This is a genomic window from Phenylobacterium sp. (assembly GCF_016124325.1).
Taxonomy (GTDB): domain Bacteria; phylum Pseudomonadota; class Alphaproteobacteria; order Caulobacterales; family Caulobacteraceae; genus Phenylobacterium.
Genome location: NZ_WGNY01000041.1, coordinates 1 through 12,847 on the forward strand (window position 1 = coordinate 1; position 12,847 = coordinate 12,847).

The 12,847-nt window shown below is 70.7% G+C and carries 15 protein-coding genes; 6 read left to right on the top strand and 9 right to left on the bottom strand.

Going from position 1 to position 12,847, the window contains the following annotated elements; translation table 11 throughout:
• The 4 genes from argB to GC203_RS20780 all read left to right on the top strand — a co-directional run.
• On the top strand, window positions 1-900 hold a 900-nt coding region (argB, locus tag GC203_RS20765; RefSeq protein WP_293458466.1), incomplete at its 5' end, for an acetylglutamate kinase.
• Between the two features lie 127 nt (window positions 901-1,027).
• Window positions 1,028-1,690: a pyrimidine 5'-nucleotidase gene (locus GC203_RS20770; protein WP_293458468.1), complete on the top strand. Its 663-nt coding sequence runs from the start codon at window positions 1,028-1,030 to the stop codon at window positions 1,688-1,690.
• The gene (dapD, locus tag GC203_RS20775) at window positions 1,691-2,521 is read left to right on the top strand and encodes a 2,3,4,5-tetrahydropyridine-2,6-dicarboxylate N-succinyltransferase (protein WP_293458470.1); all 831 of its coding nucleotides are present in this window, start codon (window positions 1,691-1,693) and stop codon (window positions 2,519-2,521) included.
• A 188-nt stretch (window positions 2,522-2,709) separates the two neighbouring features.
• Window positions 2,710-3,510, top strand: coding sequence for a PEPxxWA-CTERM sorting domain-containing protein (locus GC203_RS20780; protein ID WP_293458472.1), 801 nt, complete (start codon window positions 2,710-2,712; stop codon window positions 3,508-3,510).
• Between the two features lie 81 nt (window positions 3,511-3,591).
• Here the strand turns inward: GC203_RS20780 and GC203_RS20785 are convergent, their stop codons facing one another.
• Window positions 3,592-4,059: a cupin domain-containing protein gene (locus GC203_RS20785; protein WP_293458474.1), complete on the bottom strand. Its 468-nt coding sequence runs from the start codon at window positions 4,057-4,059 to the stop codon at window positions 3,592-3,594.
• Window positions 4,060-4,104: 45 nt separating this feature from the next.
• Between GC203_RS20785 and dapE the strand changes: the two genes are divergently transcribed.
• Entirely contained in the window at window positions 4,105-5,250 is a 1,146-nt protein-coding gene (gene dapE / locus GC203_RS20790; protein ID WP_293458476.1) for a succinyl-diaminopimelate desuccinylase, read from the top strand.
• Between the two features lie 70 nt (window positions 5,251-5,320).
• On the opposite strand, the gene GC203_RS20795 is transcribed toward dapE, so the two are convergent.
• The 4 genes from GC203_RS20795 to fmt all read right to left on the bottom strand — a co-directional run bounded on the left by GC203_RS20795 (window position 5,321) and on the right by fmt (window position 8,933).
• Entirely contained in the window at window positions 5,321-6,346 is a 1,026-nt protein-coding gene (locus GC203_RS20795) for a serine hydrolase (protein ID WP_293458478.1), read from the bottom strand.
• A 1-nt stretch (window position 6,347) separates the two neighbouring features.
• Window positions 6,348-7,178: a TIGR00266 family protein gene (locus GC203_RS20800; protein WP_293458480.1), complete on the bottom strand. Its 831-nt coding sequence runs from the start codon at window positions 7,176-7,178 to the stop codon at window positions 6,348-6,350.
• A 91-nt stretch (window positions 7,179-7,269) separates the two neighbouring features.
• The gene (truA, locus tag GC203_RS20805; protein WP_293458482.1) at window positions 7,270-8,007 is read right to left on the bottom strand and encodes a tRNA pseudouridine(38-40) synthase TruA; all 738 of its coding nucleotides are present in this window, start codon (window positions 8,005-8,007) and stop codon (window positions 7,270-7,272) included.
• Window positions 8,007-8,933 carry a methionyl-tRNA formyltransferase gene (gene fmt / locus GC203_RS20810; RefSeq protein WP_293458484.1) on the bottom strand — a complete coding sequence of 309 codons (927 nt, stop codon included), beginning with the start codon at window positions 8,931-8,933 and terminating at the stop codon, window positions 8,007-8,009. The genes truA and fmt overlap by 1 nt, the downstream gene beginning before the upstream one ends.
• An 85-nt stretch (window positions 8,934-9,018) precedes the next feature.
• Here fmt and GC203_RS20815 point away from each other — a divergent pair, with 85 nt between their 5' ends.
• Complete coding sequence (locus GC203_RS20815; RefSeq protein ID WP_293458486.1) at window positions 9,019-9,294, top strand: hypothetical protein; 276 nt, start codon at window positions 9,019-9,021, stop codon at window positions 9,292-9,294.
• Between the two features lie 24 nt (window positions 9,295-9,318).
• On the opposite strand, the gene GC203_RS20820 is transcribed toward GC203_RS20815, so the two are convergent.
• From GC203_RS20820 to GC203_RS20835, 4 genes are all read right to left on the bottom strand, one after another.
• The gene (locus tag GC203_RS20820) at window positions 9,319-9,828 is read right to left on the bottom strand and encodes a peptide deformylase (protein WP_293458487.1); all 510 of its coding nucleotides are present in this window, start codon (window positions 9,826-9,828) and stop codon (window positions 9,319-9,321) included.
• A 68-nt stretch (window positions 9,829-9,896) separates the two neighbouring features.
• Complete coding sequence (locus GC203_RS20825; RefSeq protein ID WP_293458489.1) at window positions 9,897-10,628, bottom strand: PEPxxWA-CTERM sorting domain-containing protein; 732 nt, start codon at window positions 10,626-10,628, stop codon at window positions 9,897-9,899.
• A 143-nt stretch (window positions 10,629-10,771) separates the two neighbouring features.
• Window positions 10,772-11,479 carry a PEPxxWA-CTERM sorting domain-containing protein gene (locus GC203_RS20830; RefSeq protein ID WP_293458491.1) on the bottom strand — a complete coding sequence of 236 codons (708 nt, stop codon included), beginning with the start codon at window positions 11,477-11,479 and terminating at the stop codon, window positions 10,772-10,774.
• Window positions 11,480-11,609: 130 nt separating this feature from the next.
• Window positions 11,610-12,827: a DNA recombination protein RmuC gene (locus GC203_RS20835; RefSeq protein ID WP_293458492.1), complete on the bottom strand. Its 1,218-nt coding sequence runs from the start codon at window positions 12,825-12,827 to the stop codon at window positions 11,610-11,612.
• Between the last annotated feature and the right edge of the window lie 20 nt (window positions 12,828-12,847).

Consider the following 12,847-nt stretch of genomic DNA (forward strand, 5'->3'; position numbering starts at 1 on the left):
GAAGAGCAGGGCTGGGCGACGGCGAAGACGCTGGCCGAGGCGCTGCCCTACATCCAGATCTACGACCGCGAGACCGTGGTCATCAAATACGGCGGCCACGCCATGGGCGAGGAGGCGGTCGCCAAGCTGTTCGCCGCCGACGTGGTGCTCTTGAAGATGCTGGGCCTGCATCCCGTGGTGGTCCACGGCGGCGGCCCGCAGATCTCGGCGATGCTGGAGCGGGCGGGCGTGAAGTCGACCTTCGTCGACGGCCTGCGCGTGACCGACGCGGCCACCATGGAGATCGCCGAGATGGTGCTCTCCGGCGCCATCAACAAGGAGATCGCCTCCTGGATCACCCAGGCCGGCGCCGAGGCCGAGGTGCGCGGCGTAGGCCTCTCGGGCAAGGACGCCCGCCTGATCACCGTCGAGAAGGTGACGCGCACCAAGAAGGACCCGGACAGCCAGATCGAGAAGGTGGTCGACCTGGGCTTCGTGGGCGAGCCGAAGGTGATCGACACCACCATCATCGAGGGCCTGATCGGCGCCCCGGAGGACTACATCCCCGTGGTCGCGCCCATCGGCGTCTCGGCCGAGGGCCAGACCTACAACATCAACGCCGACACCGTGGCCGGCGCGTTGGCGGGCGCGCTGGAGGCCAAGCGCATGCTGCTGCTCACCGACGTGGCCGGCGTGCTCGACAAGAACGGCGAGCTGATCCGCGAACTCACGGTGGCGGAAGCGAAGGCCGCCATCGACGACGGCACGGCCACCGGCGGCATGATCCCTAAGCTGGAGACGGCCATAGCGGCGGTCGAGTCGGGCGTCGAGGCCGTGGTCATCATGGACGGACGGCGCCCCCACGCCATGCTGGTCGAGCTGTTCACCGAGCACGGGGCGGGGACGCTGGTTTGCCGGTGATCCGTGCCTTCCCTCCCCTTCATGGGGAGGGTGGACGGCGCGCCGCGCCGGACGGGTGGGGCGGCGCCGAGGCCCCCACCCCGCTCGCCTGCCGGCGGGTCGACCCTCCCCACGAGGGGGAGGGAAGATGAGCGCCGACCTCGCCCACGTCGACACCTGGCTGTTCGACCTGGACAACACCCTCTACCCCGCCGAGTCCGGCTTCATGGGGCAGATCGTCGACCGCATGACCGATTTCGTGGAGAAGGTCACCGGCCTGCCGCGCGACGAGGCCTTCAAGCTGCAGCGGGGCTATCTCGCCGAGCACGGCCTGACGCTGAAGGGCATGATGCTCCACCACGGCGTCGACCCGGCCGAGTTCCACGCCGTCTTCCACGACATGTCGCTGGACGCCCTGGCCCACGATCCCGAGCTGATGGCGGCGCTGGCCCGCCTGCCGGGCCGCCGGCTGATCTTCACCAACGCCGACGACGTCCACGCCCGCCGGGTGCTGGAGCGGCTGGAACTCGCGCATCTGTTCGACGACGTCTTCCACATCGGGTCGGCCGGCTACGCGCCCAAGCCCTCGCCCGAGGCCTTCTCGCGGATGAGCGCGGCGCACGCCATCGACCCGGCGGCGACGGCCTTCTTCGAGGATTCCGAACGCAACCTCGAGCCCGCCGCCGGGCTCGGCATGACCACCGTCCTGGTGGGCGCGCACGCGCCCGCCTCCGCCGCGCAATTCGTGCATCATAGAACCGAGAAGCTGGCGCCCTTCCTCGGGGCCGCCCGCCTGAGAGGGGCAAGTTGAATGTCTGACGAGCTGAAGCACGTGATCGAGGCCGCCTGGGAGGCCCGCGACACGATCTCCACCGCCACGACCGGCCGGGTGCGCGACGCCGTGCACGAGACCATCGAGCTGCTGGACTCCGGCCACCTGCGCGTGGCCCAGCGCGAGGCTGACGGGGCCTGGGTGACCAACCAGTGGGCGAAGCAGGCGATCCTGCTGTTCTTCCGCCTCAACCCCAACTTCCTGGTGCAGGCCGACGCGCCGGGCCCCTACTGGGACAAGGTGCCGCTCAAGTTCACGGGCTGGGACGCCGCGCGCTTCGAGGCGGCGGGCTTCCGCGCCGTGCCCGGCTGCGTGGTCCGCAAGGGCGCCTTCGTGGGCAAGGGCGTGGTGATGACGCCCTCGTTCGTGAACATCGGCGCCTATGTCGGCGAGGGCACGATGGTCGACACCTGGGCGACCGTGGGCTCGTGCGCCCAGATCGGGAAGAACTGCCACATCTCGGGCGGGGCGGGCATCGGCGGCGTGCTGGAGCCGCTCCAGGCCAACCCCACCATCGTCGAGGACCACTGCTTCATCGGCGCCCGCGCCGAGGTGGCCGAGGGCGTGATCGTGCGCGAGGGCAGCGTGCTGTCCATGGGCGTGTTCATCACCTCCACCACCCCGATCATCGACCGCAAGACCGGCCAGACCTACCTCGGCGAGGTGCCGCCCTATTCGGTGGTGGTCTCGGGCAGTCGGCCCAATCCGGTCGATCCGGCGCTGCCGTCCACCTACTGCGCGGTGATCATGAAGACGGTCGACGAGCGCACCCGCAGCAAGACCAGCATCAACGAGCTGCTGCGGGACTGATCCGTCCCACCGCGCGAAAGGCGCGCGATCGCCGGGCGCTCAATCGGAGGCTGCCGCCTTGGCCGCCCGTTCCCGTCTCCGGGGTTTGGGCTCGACGGGAGCGCGAGCTTCGTAAACCCTCGCGTTCCGAGATTTCGGTGAGGCGCAACCATCCGGAGGCGCCGGTCCGATAGGGTGGGGAGGATTAAATGAAGACATCGATGATCGCCGCGGCTGCGGCGACGGCTCTCGTGTTCGCCGCTTCGGGCGTCGCTCACGCGCAGGTCGTGAACGATTTCGACAGCGCCGGCGACACCGCGGGCTGGACGACCGATCGCTATGCGCCATCGACCTTCCAGTCGGGCGTCGCCTATGGCGGCCGCACCGGCACGCTGGAAGAAGCGACCTCCGTCGCCGACGGCGCGAACAACCGTCCCGGCGCCTATGTCTCGTCGTTCTACAACACCCAGGGCATGGCCTTCGACTTCGCGGCCGACGTCACCGAGATGAGCATCGAGCTCTACGGCGACCCCGCCTACGCGAACGCGCTCGACGATCAGCGGATCGCCGGCTTCTGGGGCGTGTCCTACGATGCGACGGATTCGATCTCGGCCTATCCGATCATCGAACTCACCAAGATCGGCTCCGACCTGACCTTCCGCGGCTGGGACAGCAACGGGGCGGGCTCCTGGCTGAACCTGGGCCTGCCCTCCGGCTTCGCGCTCGGCGCCTGGAACCGGCTCGACATCATGCTCGACACGGGCACGGACACCTTCAACTACTCCGTGAACGGCCAGCTTCTCGGGTCGGTCGGCGCCGGCGGCAGCCTGGGCATCCGCAGCACCATCCTGCAGGTGCACAACAACACCGACGGCATCGTCGATACGGCGCACTGGGACAACCTCAGCACCGGCGCCGTGCCGGAGCCGGGGACCTGGGCCCTGATGATCCTCGGCTTCGGCGGCGTGGGCGCTCTCGTCCGCCGTCGTCGCGCGGCGGCCTTCGCCTGACGCGCTCCAGTTCGCTTACCCTCTAGTTAGCTTCAACCAGTCCTCCCGCGCCCCGCGCGGGAGGATTTCGGTTTTTTGCGGTCAGGCGCCGTGCGGATATGGCGTCCCGTCGCGATGGCGGGCGATCTCCTCGCCGGGGCGGATGACCATGTCGATGTCGGGATAGTCGCAGCCGTCGGCGTGCGGATCGCGCGAGCCCACTTCCAGCACCACGGCGTCCCACTCCGAGCGGTTCTGCAGGTGGTGGCCGTTGGCGACCCCGGCGGGGAAGGCGGCGCACTCGCCGGCCTTCAGCACCTGCTCGCCCTCGTCGGTGACCAGCACGACCTCGCCCTCGACCACCCAGACGAACTCGTCCTCGGCGGTGTGCCAGTGGCGCTGGCTCGACCAGACGCCCGGCGCCAGGCGCAGCAGGTTCACGCCGAACTGGGTGAGCCCGCCGGCGTCGCCCAATTGCGTCCGCACCCGGTCGCTGCAGGGCTCGTCGTACGGAGAGGGATAGCCGCAACCGCGGCGGGTCGGCGCGGCGTCGATGTCGATCCGGGGCATGGAAAGTCCGTTGCGTCTGCGATGCGCGATACGTAAGTCGCGATGATGACCACCACCATAGACGCCGTCGAACTCACCCGCGAACTGATCCGCCGGCCCTCCGTCACCCCCGCCGACGAGGGCGCGATGGACGTGGTCGAACGCACGCTGGCGGGCCTGGGCTTCGCCTGCCGGCGCATGAAGTTCGGCGAGATCGAGAACCTCTACGCCCGCTGGGGCGACCAGGGGCCCAACCTCTGCTTCGCCGGTCACACCGACGTGGTGCCCGTGGGCGACGTCGGCGCCTGGTCGAAGGACGCCTTCGGGGCCGAGATGGTGGACGGCGTGCTGATCGGGCGCGGCTCGGTCGACATGAAGAGCGCCATCGCCGCCTTCGCCGCCGCCGCGGCCCAGGCGATCGAGGCCGGCCAGGTGCGCGGCTCGCTCTCGTTCCTGATCACCGGCGACGAGGAGGGCGTGGCCACCCACGGCACGAAGAAGGTCGTCGAGGCCCTGGCCGCCGAGGGCGAGCGCATCGACCACTGCGTGGTGGGCGAGCCCACCTCGGCCGAGGCGTTCGGCGACATGGTCAAGGTGGGCCGCCGCGGCTCGATCAACGCCGAGATCGTGGTGGAGGGCGTCCAGGGCCACGTGGCCTATCCGCACCGTGCGGCCAATCCCGTGCCGGTCCTGCTCAAGCTGCTGACCGCGCTGCAGGACCGCAAGCTCGACGACGGCTACGCCGAGTTCCAACCCTCCAATCTTGAAGTAACCTGGATCGAAGTCCCCAACACGGCCACCAACGTGATCCCCGGCGTGGCCCGCGCGCGGCTCAACATCCGCTTCAACCCGAACCACACGGGCCAGTCGCTTTCGGATTGGTTCAATCTTGAAGCATCGCGGGCCGCCGAGGGCTTTCCGGGCAAGGTGACGGTGGTTCCGCAGATCAGCGGCGAGGCGTTCCTGACCGAGCAGGGCCCCTTCACCGACCTGATCGCCGCCGCCGTCGCCGACGTGACGGGTCAAGCGCCGGAGCTCTCCACCTCGGGCGGCACCTCGGACGCCCGCTTCATCCGCGCGCTCTGCCCGGTGGTCGAGGTGGGCCTGGTCGGCAAGACCATGCACCAGGTGGACGAGCGCGCGCCCGTGGCCGAGATCACGCGCCTGCAGCAGGTCTACTCGCGGATCATCGAACGGTATTTCGCAGGCTAAGCCCTCTCCCTCTCGGGCTGCGCCCGGGGGAGAGGAGAAGGGGCTCCATGCCGCGTCGCCAACCTGCCGCCTAGCCGAAGCAGTCCACGGCCTCGGCCATCCAGGCCCGCAGCGCGTCCTTGGCCTCGAGCGGGGTGTCGCCGTTGCGCACGACGATCAGGTCGCGCTCGGGGCAGACGACGATGAACTGGCCCGCATAGCCGTTGGCCGAGAACGAGCCCGGCCCTCCCAGCCCCAGCCACCAGTGCGCGCCATAGGCGTCGGTCACGCCGGCCTGCTGGAACGTGGGCGTGCGCGCATAGTCGACCCAGCCCTCCGGCAGCAGCCGGCGGCCCTCCCACACGCCGTCGCGCAGGTAGAGGAGCCCGAAGCGGGCGAAGTCGCGCGGGGTGCAGAAGCAGAAGGACGAGCCGATGAAGGTGCCGACGGCGTCGAATTTGGGCGTGGCGCTGGTCATGCCCAGGGGCTGGAAGAGACGCTCGCGCATATAGGCCGCGAAGTCGCCGCCGTGGGCCTTGGCGGCCAGGCGGGCGACGATGTTGGTGGTTCCGCTGGCGTAGCTCCAGAACGTCCCGGGCGGATGGGCCAGCGGCCGGCCGGCGGCGTAGGCGGCGGTGTCCGCCTTGCCCGAGCCGTACAGCATCTCCAGCACGTCGGAGACCGACCCCGGGACATAGTCCTCGACGAAGGCCAGGCCGCTCGACATGCGCAGGAGCTGGTCGGTGGTGATCGCCGCGCGCGGGTCGCCGGGCGCCTGCCACTCCGGGACGTCGGCGGGCGCAGCGACGTCCAGGCGGCCGTCCAGCGCCAGCATGCCGACCAGCGCCTGGGTCATGCTCTTGGCCATGGACCATGACGGCTGGGTGCTCTCGGCCGTCGCCCCGAAGCCGTACCGCTCGAAGGTCAGCCGGCCGCCCTGGACGGCCAGCAGGGCATAGGTCTTGCCCAGCGGGCCCTCGGCGGGGGCGTCGAACGCCCGCGCCAGCAGGCCGTCGAGACGCGCGCGGTCGCGGACGGCCGGCGCGCCGGTCGGCCAGTCGCGGGTGGGCCAGGCGACGTCGCGCGGCTGGGCCGGGAGCGGGGGCAGGCCGCCCACCTCAGCGGTTGCCGTCGATCAGGTCGCCCAGGCCGCCCAGCAGCGAGCCCTCGCCGCGGTTCTGGCCGCCGCCGGCCGCCGCGGCCATCATCCGCCCGGCCAGGCGCGAGAAGGGCAGCGACTGGATCCACACCTTCCCCGGTCCGGTCAGCCGGGCGAAGAACACGCCCTCGCCGCCGAAGATCATGCTCTTCACCCCGCGCACCATCTCCAGGTCGAAGTCGACGGTGGAGGTGTAGGCCGCCAGGCAGCCGGTATCGACGTGGAGCTGTTCGCCCGGGGCCAGCTCGCGCTCCACCAGGGTGCCGCCCATCTGGACGAACACCCAGCCGTCGCCGTCCAGCCGCTGCATGATGAAGCCCTCGCCGCCGAACAGGCCGGTCATCACCCGGCGCTGGAAGGCGATGCCGATCGACACGCCCTTGGCCGCGGCCAGGAAGCTGTCCTTCTGGCAGATCAGCGTGCCGCCCACGCTGTCCAGCTTGATCGGCAGGATGGAGCCCGGCGTGGGGGCGGCGAAAGCCACGCGCGCCTTGCCGCGGCCCTGGTGGGTGAAGACGGTGGTGAACAGGCTCTCGCCGGTCAGCAGGCGCTTGCCCGCGCCCAGCAGCGCGCCCATCACCCCGCCGCCCTGCTGGCCCGAGCCGTCGCCGAAGACGGTGCTCATCTCGACGCTGGCGTCCTTCCAGACGAAGGCCCCGGCCTCGGCCACCGCGCTCTCGCCGGGATCCAGCTCGATCTCCACGAACTGCAGGTCCTCGCCCTTGATCTCGAAGTCGATGTCGTCGGCGAGGCCGGCGCTGCGCTGGTGCGTCCAGGGGCTCTGCGGCATGGGGGAACGGTCTCCTTGCGGTTTCCCCCAATGTACGGCGCCCGGGCGCGGGCGGAAGGCGGCGCCGGCTTAAATCGCCGTCATCCGGCGGTCAGTAGGTGACCTCGGTGAGATACAGCCCATGCGCCGGGGCGACCGGGCCGCAGGCCTTGCGGTCGCGCGCCTCCAGGGCTTCGGCGACGTCGGCCTTGGACCAGCGGCCCACGCCCACCTCGGCGAGCGTGCCGGTCATCGAGCGCACCTGCCGGTGCAGGAACGAGCGGCTGGCGAACTCCAGCAGCACCGCCTCGCCCTCGCGGCGCACGTTGGCCACGTCCAGGGTCTTGCAGGGCGACTTCGCCTGGCAGTTCAGGTCGCGGAAGGTGGTGAAGTCGTGGTGGCCCACCAGCACCTGGGCGGCCGCGTGCATCGCCTCGGCGTCCAGCGGCTTCTTCACGTGCCAGACGCGGCCCTGGTCCAGCGCCGGCGGGCTCAGGCGGTTGAGGATGCGGTAGAGGTAGCGCCGCCCGGTGGCCGAGAACCGGCTGTGCCAGTCGTCGGGCGCGACCTGGGCGTCCAGGATCGAGATGGGCGCGGGGACCAGGTGGGCGTTCAGCGCATTGCGCACGGTCTCGGCCGGCCAGTCCTTGGCGAGGTCGACGTGGACCACCTGGCCCGTGGCGTGGACGCCGGTGTCGGTGCGCCCGGCGGCGTTCACCCGCAGGTCCTCGCCGCAGAAGCCCTTGATGGCGGCCTCCAGCGCGCCCTGCACCGACGGCAGGTCGGCCTGGGCCTGGAAGCCGTGGTAGGGCCGGCCGTCGTACTCGACGAGGAGGCGGTAGCGGGGCATCAGCCCAGCCTCGTCCCGGCCGGCACGGGCGTCCCGCGCAGGAACGCCTCGGCGTCCTGCGGGCCCTTGCCCTCGCGCTGCACGCGCAGCAGCCGCACCGCGCCGTCGCCCGCCGCCACCAGCAGGCGGTCGTCCAGCGTCACGCCGGGCGGGCCCGCCTCGTCCTCGAAGGCCGACAGCAAGGCCTTCACCCGCACCGGGCCCTTGTCGGTGGGCAGTTCGAACCAGGCGCCGGGGAAGGGCGAGAGCCCGCGGATCTTGCGGTCGAGCACGCGGCCGTCCTTGCCCCAGTCCAGCCGGGCGAACTTCGGATTGATCTTCTTGGCGTAGGTGACGCCGTCCTCGGCCTGCGGCGTCTCGACCGCCCGGCCGGCCTCGATGTCGGCCAGGGCGCGCACGATCAGGTCGGCGCCGGCGGCGGCCAGCCGGTCGTGCAGGGTGGCGGCGGTGTCCAGCGGGCCGATGCGCACCGTGGCGGTGGCCAGGACCGGGCCCTCGTCGAGGCCCTCGGTCATGCGCATGACCTGGACGCCGGTGATGGTGTCGCCGGCCATGATCGCCTGCTGGATCGGCGCGGCGCCCCGCCAGCGCGGCAGGAGCGAGGCGTGGACGTTGAAGCTGCCCAGGCGCGGCGCCTCCAGCACGGCGGCCGGCAGGATCTGGCCGAACGCCACCACCACCGCCGCGTCGAGGTCCAGCGCCGCGAAGGCCGCGATCTCGGCCGGGTCGCGCATGGAGACGGGCGTGCGCACCGCGATCCCATGGGCCTCCGCGAAGGCGTGCACGGGGGAGGGCTTCAGGTCGTGGCCGCGCCCGCGTGGGGCTGGCGGCTGGGAGTAGGCGCAGGCCACCTCGTGCCCGGCCGCGACGATGGCGGCGAGGGCGGAGACGGCGAAATCGGGGGTGCCGAGGAACGCGAGACGCATGGCCGGGGTTTAGCCCTCGCGCAGACGGAATGGAACTTCACCCCGAGCTTAGCCGTTCGAACAGCTTCGCAGATGGAGGATGTTCATGCGCACCATTCTGATGGCTTCGATCGCGGGCGCCGTTCTGGCGCTCGGCGCCTGCTCCAAGGCCGAGCAGCACGACGCGGCCAACGACGTGCAGTCGGCCGCCGATACCGCCGGAACTGAGATGAAGGACGCGGCCGGCGACGCCGCCGATGCGACCAAGGACGCGATGCACGACGCCGGCCAGGCGATGGAGGAGGGCGCCGATAAGGCCAAGGACGCCGCCGGCGACGCCGCCGACAAGGCGAAGGACGCCATGGACGACGCCCAGCACTAGTGGGGAGGGCGGCCTGGGGCCTTCCTAGGCCGCCTTCGCCTGCTTCTTGACCTTCTTGATCGCCTGCTCGCGCTTCAGGCGCGACAGGTGGTCGATGAACAGCACGCCGTCCAGGTGGTCCATCTCGTGCTGGATGCAGACCGCGAAGAGGCCTTCGGCGTCCTCTTCCACCTGTTCGCCCTGGTAGTTCAGGTAGCGCAGCTTGACCCGCGCCGGCCGCTCGACCTCGTCGTAGTACTCCGGCACCGACAGGCAGCCTTCCTCATAGGGGGCCGTGTCGTCCGAGCGCCACAGGATCTCGGGATTGACGAAGTAGCGGGGCTGCTTGTCTTCCTCGGGACGGGCGAGGTCCATGACGATCACCCGCTTGGGCACGCCGACCTGAATGGCCGCCAGCCCGATGCCGGGCGCGGCGTACATCGTCTCCAGCATGTCGTCCATCAGCGCGCGCAGCTCGTCGTCGACGGTCTCGACGGGCTTCGACGCCTGTTTCAGCACAGGATTGGGGACGGTCAGGATCTCGCGCAGGGCCATGCCGGGGAGGTAAGGGCGCCATTCCTGAGCGTCAAGGTGGGGCTTTGTCGCCCCACCCCGGCCGGGCCTCAGGCGCCGGCGAAACGCTCGCGGCGGCGCAGCATCGACCCCGCCGCGCCGAAGCCCAGGATCATCAGCGCCCAGGTCGCCGGCTCCGGCACGCCGCCCACCGGCGCGCTGTCGCGCAGCTTGGTGACTACGAGCATGTCGGTCGAGCCTTCGACGAAGTGGTCCGCCCCCGGCAGCAGGATCTGGGCGAGCCCGCTGTAGCCCGCCACCCTGTGCGCCGTGAACGGCGTGGACACGTCGCCGGGCACGTAGTCGTCCGTGTAGAGGTTGGCGGTCATGAACGGGCCCGTGCTGTGGCCGACGTAGCCCCAGAAGGCGAACGTGCCCTGCGCATAGTCGTTGGAGTAGGCGCCGAAGTCGGGAAAGGCGTAGCCCTCGGTGTGGTCGAACGGGCCATATCCGGCCTGGTTGACCGTCACCGTCTGGCCGAAGACGGTCATGGACATCGAGATGAGCGGCTGGGCGGCCGAGTCGTAGCCCGGCCCGCCGAGGACCCTCTGGCCGCCGTAGTAGGGCCCCAGGTCCCCCAGGGCCGTGTCGTAGATGAAGTTGACCGAGTAGTCGGCCCCGACGAGGCTGGTTCCGGCCGCCGAGAATGCGGCGGTGTCGTCCACGCCCGTGTAGAGCACGCCGGTGAAGGTCGCCGACATGACGGCCGCCGAGGCCGGCGCCGAGCCCAGCAGGATGGTCAGCGCCGCGAACGCGGATGGCGCAAAGGTGTTCAGCCGCATGGCCGCAGACTCCAGGTTAGTTTTTTCTAGGAAGTCCGGACCCGGGGCGCGCGGTAAGTCGCATCGCGGCGTCAAGCGATGCACGGCGCCGCATGCCGGGTCCGGTTCGGTCGGGATTGGTCCGCGACGGGCGCGGCCAGCCCTCAGGCGCCGGCGAAACGCTCGCGGCGGCGCAGCATCGACCCCGCCGCGCCGAAGCCCAGGATCATCAGCGCCCAGGTCGCCGGCTCCGGCACGCCGCCGACCGCTCCGGGGCTTTCGCCCACCTTCGTGACCACCACCTTGTCAGGCCCGCCCTGGAACACCAGGACGCCCGGGAAGATAAGGGCGGCGAAGCTGTTCGACAGGGGATCGGCGAACGCCGTGAACGCCGTGTCGTAGTCGGCCGGGACGGGATCCAGCGTGTTGAGGCAGGCGTAGAAATAGGGGTGCGCGCCGGGCGCCACCTCCCCGTCGTGACAGACGCTGCCGGTGGCGTGGTTCCCCGGGGCCTGCAGCTGGTGGTCCGGGACGAGCTCGGCCTGCGCGATCTGCGGATTCGTCAGCACCACGGCGATGTTGTTGATGGTGAGCGTCACCGACGACATGAAGTGATCCTGCCCGAGGGCCGATCCGCCCTGCAGGAACGAGCCCGCCGAGAACGGGTGCAATTGCCCGAGCTGGGTGTCGTAGATGTAGTTCAGCTCATAGGCTTGGCCGACCATGGTCGCGCCGCCCAGGCCGAACAGGTCGGAAGGGCCGGACTCATAGTTGAGCACGCCGGTGTAGGTCGCCGACATGATGGCCGCCGACGCGCCACCGGCGCACAGCGACAGGGCGGCGGTCGCCGCCAGGATTCGCAACGTCTTCATAAGTCCCCCGTGCCGGCCGCGAACAGCCGCGTGGCCATTGAACAGGGGAGCCAGGATGCGTGGGGGCGCAGGCGCCCGCTTCCCCGTCCCAGGGGGAAAAGCGCGCCGTCTTCGCGTGTGAGGAGAGTTGCTAGCCTTCGTCGCCCGCCACCAGGCGAACCTGGCGCTGTTCCTCGGCGCTGAGCTTGGCCAGCGGGCGGACCGCGGCCTCCAGCGGCTCGAGTTCCGGGACGTCCTTGCCCTGGTGCTCGACCTTCAGGTCCTCGAAGCGGCGGGCCTGGGTCAGGACCTGGGTCTCCAGCGAGCCGACGAACTGGTTGTACTTGCCCACCGCCTGCTCCAGCGCGCGTCCCACGCCGCCGGCGTGCGCGCCCATCACGGCGATGCGCTTGTAGAGCTCGCGGCCCAGGTCGGCGACCTTGCGGGCGTTGGCGGCCTGCTCCTCCACCCGCCAGCCGTAGGCCACGGCCTTGCAGAGCGCGAAGAGGGTCGTGGGCGTCACGATCACCACGCGCCGGTCCATCGCCTCGCTCATCAGGTCGGGGGCCCGGTCCAGCGCCGCCGCCAGCGCCGAGTCCAGCGGCACGAACATCGCCACGAAGTCGGGTGAGGCCTCGAACTGGTCCCAGTAGGCCTTGGCCGAGAGGCCCTGGATATGGGTCCTCACGCTCTGCACGTGCCGGCCGCCGGCGGCCTCGCGCGCCGCCTCGTCGGCCGCCTCCTGCAGTTCGAGGAACGCGTTCAGCGAACACTTGGCGTCGATCACGAACACGCCGCCGCCCGGCAGGCGGATGATCACGTCGGGGCGCCGGCGGCCCTCCTCGGTGTCGGTGGAGGCCTGCTCCTCGAAGTCGTAGCGGTTGGCCAGGCCCGCCGCCTCCAGCACGTTGCGCAGGGTCTGCTCGCCCCAGCGGCCCTGCACGCCCGCCCCGCGCCGCAGCGCCGCCGACAGCTTGCGCGCCTCGTCCTGGGTCGCGGTCGAGGCGGCCAGCAGCTGGTTGATCTGTTCCTTGAGGCCGCCGGTCTCCTCGGCCCGCTGCTTCTCCACCGCCGTCACCTGGGCCTGGAACTTCTCCAGGCTCTCGGCCACCGGCTTGAGCTGAGCCTCCAGCCGCGCCTGGGCCAACTGGTCGCGGTTGCGCGCGGCGTCCTCGTTCTCCTTCAGGATCGCCTTGGCGACCTCGGCGGCGGAGTGGTTGAGCTGGGACGACACGGCGTCGCGCTGGTCGGCCATCAGCTTCATGCGGAACTCGGCGTTGGCCGCGCGCATGCGCTCGCGCAGCGCCCAGCCCACCGCCGCGGCGGCCACCACCGCGAACGCCACGGCGACGAAGAGAAGTCCGTTCATGCTGCGTTCTTAGCGCGGAA

Coding starts and splice junctions, on each gene's coding strand:
- dapE (WP_293458476.1), top strand. CDS start 4,105: ATGACCACCACCATAGACGCCGTCGAACTCACCCGCGAACTGATCCGC.
- fmt (WP_293458484.1), bottom strand. CDS start 8,933: ATGCGTCTCGCGTTCCTCGGCACCCCCGATTTCGCCGTCTCCGCCCTC.
- GC203_RS20830 (WP_293458491.1), bottom strand. CDS start 11,479: ATGAAGACGTTGCGAATCCTGGCGGCGACCGCCGCCCTGTCGCTGTGC.
- GC203_RS20825 (WP_293458489.1), bottom strand. CDS start 10,628: ATGCGGCTGAACACCTTTGCGCCATCCGCGTTCGCGGCGCTGACCATC.
- dapD (WP_293458470.1), top strand. CDS start 1,691: ATGTCTGACGAGCTGAAGCACGTGATCGAGGCCGCCTGGGAGGCCCGC.
- GC203_RS20835 (WP_293458492.1), bottom strand. CDS start 12,827: ATGAACGGACTTCTCTTCGTCGCCGTGGCGTTCGCGGTGGTGGCCGCC.
- GC203_RS20780 (WP_293458472.1), top strand. CDS start 2,710: ATGAAGACATCGATGATCGCCGCGGCTGCGGCGACGGCTCTCGTGTTC.
- GC203_RS20815 (WP_293458486.1), top strand. CDS start 9,019: ATGCGCACCATTCTGATGGCTTCGATCGCGGGCGCCGTTCTGGCGCTC.
- GC203_RS20785 (WP_293458474.1), bottom strand. CDS start 4,059: ATGCCCCGGATCGACATCGACGCCGCGCCGACCCGCCGCGGTTGCGGC.
- GC203_RS20820 (WP_293458487.1), bottom strand. CDS start 9,828: ATGGCCCTGCGCGAGATCCTGACCGTCCCCAATCCTGTGCTGAAACAG.
- truA (WP_293458482.1), bottom strand. CDS start 8,007: ATGCCCCGCTACCGCCTCCTCGTCGAGTACGACGGCCGGCCCTACCAC.
- GC203_RS20770 (WP_293458468.1), top strand. CDS start 1,028: ATGAGCGCCGACCTCGCCCACGTCGACACCTGGCTGTTCGACCTGGAC.
- GC203_RS20800 (WP_293458480.1), bottom strand. CDS start 7,178: ATGCCGCAGAGCCCCTGGACGCACCAGCGCAGCGCCGGCCTCGCCGAC.